General features: G+C 46.4%; 2 protein-coding genes and 1 pseudogene. All 3 read left to right on the top strand.

The features are described 5' to 3' along the window. Positions 1 to 2,974, top strand: a 2,974-nt coding sequence (locus tag BUF13_RS20490; protein ID WP_083586541.1) for a DUF7507 domain-containing protein, incomplete at its 5' end; no start/stop codon positions are given. A 12-nt stretch (positions 2,975 to 2,986) separates the two neighbouring features. Continuing rightward, entirely contained in the window at positions 2,987 to 3,961 is a 975-nt protein-coding gene (locus BUF13_RS20370; protein ID WP_073573680.1) for a PorP/SprF family type IX secretion system membrane protein, read from the top strand. 2 nt (positions 3,962 to 3,963) lie between these two features. Next, positions 3,964 to 5,092: pseudogene (locus BUF13_RS20365) on the top strand (OmpA family protein); the annotation flags it as partial.

Genomic DNA, 5,092 nt, shown 5'->3' with positions numbered 1-5,092 from the left:
AGGTGATGGTCCTACTGTAGTTGAGTTGTGTCAGACACCAGATATTAAAATCACGAAGACAGCATCGTATGATGATGGAGGTGATTGCAGTGATGCAGGAGAAGAGATTCTTTATACGTTCACTGTAACGAATACAGGAAACGTTACTTTAACTTCTGTGACTGTTTCTGAATCTAGTTTCAGTGGAACCGGAACAATAAGCCCAGCTTATGTATCCAGTACCATGGGAAGTGGAGAAGGAACCTTGAATCCAGGTGAGTCTGCAACTTATACAGCCTCATATGCAATCGCTCAATCTGATATTGATGCAGGTTTTGTAAGTAACCAAGCTGAAGCATCAGGTAGTGGAGCACAGCAAACAGTAACAGATCTTTCTGATGCAACTATTGAGGGTGATTCACCTACTGTAGTAGAACTTTGTCAGAATCCTGAAATTGACATCCAGAAAGTAGCAGGTGTTGCATCTGTAGATACTGCTGGAGATGAGATTCCATACACCTTGACTGTGACCAATACAGGAAACTTGACTTTAAGTGGTGTGACTGTAACGGATCCATTGACAGGATTGAATCAGAACATCGGTTCAATGACACCAGGTCAGGTTGTGGTTATCCCAACTTCTTACATAGTAACTCAGGCTGATATAGATAATGGATTGATCGAAAACGTGGCTTCCGCTTCAGGATTTGGAGGAGAGACTCAGGTATCAGATCAGGATGATGCAGTTGTTGAGGCAATTCAGACACCATCCATTGATATTGAGAAAGTAGCCAATGTAGGATCTGTAGATGCAGTTGGAGATGAGATCGAATACACCTTGACTGTGACCAATACAGGTAACATGACCTTGAGTGATGTAACTGTAACGGATCCATTGACAGGTTTGGATCAAACTATTGGTTCAATGACACCGGGTCAGGTTGTGGTTATCCCAACTTCTTACATAGTAACTCAGGCTGATATAGATAATGGATTGATTGAAAACGTGGCTTCCACTGCAGGATTTGGAGGAGAGACTCAGGTGACAGATCAGGATGAAGCCGTGGTTGAAGCGATTCAGACTCCATCCATTGATATTGAAAAAGTGACTGCAGTGACATCTGTAGATGCAGTTGGAGATGAGATCGAATACACCTTGACTGTGACCAATACAGGAAACATGACCTTGAGTGATGTGACAGTAACGGATCCATTGACAGGATTGGATCAGAACATCGGGTCTATGACACCGGGTGAGGTGGTTGAGATTACAACGACTTACGCGGTAACTCAGGCAGATTTGGATAACGGTCTGATCGAAAATGTGGCGACTGTAACAGGAATGGGTGGAGATACCCAAGTGACTGATCAGGATGAAGCGGTGGTTGAAGCTGAAAGACTTCCAAATATTTCCCTGACCAAGGAAGTTGATCTGGAATCTGTAAGTAGAGAAGGAATTGTCTTGAACTATACCTTAGTAGTGACCAATACCGGTAACGTGACCCTATCCAGTGGAGACTTGACGGATCCAAAAACAGGAATGACTGTACCGGGAATCACTTTGGCGCCGGGAGAATCCAAGACCTTCACGACTACTTATACCGTGACCTTGGAAGACCTTTTGAGTGGTGAGCCAATCTTGAACATTGCAAATGTGCAGGCGATTGATCCACAGAGTCAGAAGACTGTCAGAGCTGAAGCGCAGGCTACAGTAGTTGTTAATCTTGAGCCCGGCATCAGCATCGAAAAGACTTCAGATGTATCAGAGGTGACAAATACCGGGGATGTAATTACCTACACCTTGGTGGTGACCAATACGGGAACTGCACCATTGGTGAACGTAGTAGTGAGTGATCCATTGACAGGCTTTGAAGAGACCATCGCCCTATTGCTTCCTGGAGGAACCAGGGAATATACGACCACTTATACCGTGACCGAGGAAGACCTGGCAGAAGGTGGAGAATTGGTGAATACTGCGACTGTAACAGGTACTGCCCCTGGAGGAAGTACAGTTGAAGATGATGATTCAGCAGTCGTTGGATTGGCACCAGAGATCATCGCCAACGATGATGACTTCGGAACCCACTTCGTGAGCTTCGGAGGAAGATTGGGCAATATTCTGGAGAATGACTTGCTGGATGGCAAGCGTCCAGATCCAGCCGATGTAGACTTCGAATTTGTAGAGTTGGATGGTGTGATTGGTTTGTTGATCGATGAAGATGGTGAAATGAACCTAATCCCTGGAGTTAACCCAGAAGGTGAATACACTTTGAGATATATCCTTAGGGAAGCAGGTAACCCTGACAATAATGATGATGCTCTAGTTGTATTCAGACTGGTGAACGACAACGTCAACTTGAACATTACCAAAGAGGCGATGTCTGAGGAAGTATTCGAAGGAGATGAATTTGAATACGAAATCACAGCCAGCAACATCGGAGGCTTTGATGCCCGAAACGTGGTGATTACCGATGACCTGCCGAATGGGGTGACTTACATCAGCAACCGTGTAGAAAGCAACAGCGCCAATGTGGATGTTGAGACTTCGGTAGATGGCAGCAGAATCCAGTGGACGATTGGACTGTTCCCTGCGGATGCTACGATCACCTTCAGAATCCGCGTGAAAGCGGGAGCTGCCGGTTCGGTGACCAACGTAGTCATCGTGGGAGCAGATGAAGAAGATACCGATGAAACGGACAATCAGGATACTGATGTAACGGTGATCAAACCGTTCCATATTCCAAATGTGATCACGCCGAACAATGACGGAACGAATGATACTTTCGAGGTACAAGGTCTTGATAAGTTTGTCAGCAATTCGATCACGATCATCAACAGATATGGTGACCACGTATTGGAAGAAGAGAATTATCAGAACGACTGGGATGCTCCTGGTCAGGTAGCAGGAACCTACTTCTATATCTTGGTAACCATAGATAGCCAAGGCAATGAACATGTGTTCAAAGGATGGATTCAGGTTATTAAGGAAGATTAATCAAGAAGCGTTATGAAAAATACTTTTAAAATCATTGGAATGACCCTGATGGTGGCCTTATTGGCCACCGGAGGGACTTTTGGACAGCAGCTCCCGCAGTTCAGCCAATACATATTCAACGGACTCCATGTGAATCCGGGATATGCCGGTTACAAAGGAGAACCTTATCTGCAGTCAACATACAGAACGCAGTGGATCCGGTTCCCGGGTTCTCCGGAGACCTTTACGGTGACCGCGGACCTGAGTGCCAATGAGGGAACCATGGGTTTTGGGATCTCGCTATTGGGAGACCGTATCGGGCCCACCCGAACCAATTCAGCTTTGCTGACCTATGCCTACCGAATCCAGACCGGGCAAAGAAGCTTCCTGGGATTGGGTGTGAGTGCAGGTTTATCCGAGTATGGAATTGATGGAACCGAGCTGGACCCAAATGATCCGGATGATCCCAATATTCCGGCCGGCTTGGTAAATATCTTCACGCCGAATATGAACACGGGCCTGTTCTTTCATAACGACAAGTTCTATGCAGGCTTCAGTGTGTATAACATGATAGGCAAGAAAGCACTGGAAAGAGAGGATATTGCCCTGGCTTACCACGATTTCCACTATTACCTGACGATGGGCGCCTTGTTTGATTTTGGATCAACGGTGAAGTTCAAGCCCAGTTTCTTGATTAAAGAAGTAAAAGGTGCTCCGACCAATTACGATCTGAATGCGATGTTTTTATTTGGAGAAAGGATTTGGTTGGGCGGTTCCTACCGATCCAATATGAAGATCTGGAACGACAACCTTCCTGAGAATCTCTCCAACAGAAACTCATTTGCGCTGATCACCGAGATTTTTGCCACAGAGAGAATACGGATCGGCTATGCCTATGACCATAACCTGAACGTATTGCAGGACTACAGAACGAATTCCCATGAATTGTCTGTAGGATTTTACATGACCCCGAGAAAAGCAGTAATGAAAAACCAAAGATGGTTCTGATTATGAAAAAGACATTGACGATACTAAGCATTTCAGCAGCCTTATTTTTGGGAAATGTAGGAGGGGCAGAGGCGCAAAAGACCAAAGTTCGGTATGCAGATGAGCAGATGACGCTGATGAACTATCAGCATGCGATCGAGATCTACGAAGCGGCCTATGCGAAGAAGCCGAACTATGCCACGGCCAAGAAGACAGCCGAGGCCTATGATCAGGTCCGCAACTATGACAAGAGCTATGAATGGTGGAAAAACACGGTAGGCTATGAAGAAGCCGAGACGGCTGATTTTCTACACTACCTTTCGGCAGCCCAAAAATCCGCCCACCTGGATGAGGTGGAGAGTGAACTGGCAGCCAAAGGAGTGAATGTGGACTCCCTTCAAACCAGCTTGGAGACCTTTATCAACACCAAGACCAGAAAGAAGGTCAAACTGGAGAATGCGGAGGCCCTGAATTCGGATGGTTCTGACTTTGTGCTGACAGAAGATGCGAACGGCAACAAGTACTTTGTATCCGACCGTGGAGCGACCTTCACCCAGAAGATGCCTGGAATCCGGATCGATGGACGAAACAAGTTCTTCAGCGAGGAAGGCAATGACTACACCGGCCGCCAGTACTTCTCAGTCTACAAGGAGAACGAAGACGGAGAGATTACAGAGATCATCTCCAATGTTCCGGGAACCTACAACTTCGCTGATCCGAGCTATGCCAAGGAAGCGGGAGTGTTGTTCTACTCAGTGACCAGAGATATCAAGAAAGTAAAGAAGAACAGAGACATCACGGTACAGAATGAGATCTATTACAGCAATGTGACTCCTGAAGGCACGCTGGAGGGCTTTATGCCGGTACCGTTCAACGATTCGATCGGCTACTCGGTGATGAATCCTTTTGTGGACGAATCATCCAAGAGACTGTACTTTGCCTCAGACATGCCGGGTGGTATGGGAGGCTATGACATCTACTACTCCGAATACGATGATGAGATGAACTTCGGTACTCCGGTGAATCTAGGTGCCCCTGTGAATACAGAAGGCAACGAAACCCATCCATTTAAGAAAGACAGCCAGTTCTACTTCTCCTCAACAGGCCATCCGAGAGTGGGAGGCATGGATGTGTATGTAGCCGATATCTCAG

Source organism: Algoriphagus zhangzhouensis, from assembly GCF_900148515.1.
Lineage (GTDB): Bacteria > Bacteroidota > Bacteroidia > Cytophagales > Cyclobacteriaceae > Algoriphagus > Algoriphagus zhangzhouensis.
Note: the sequence above shows the minus strand (reverse complement) of the source record. Positions and strands in the feature narration are given on the sequence as shown.

What these genes read in the sequence shown, in the direction of transcription:
- BUF13_RS20370 (WP_073573680.1), top strand. Translation starts at nt 2,987, where the DNA reads ATGAAAAATACTTTTAAAATCATTGGAATGACCCTGATGGTGGCCTTA.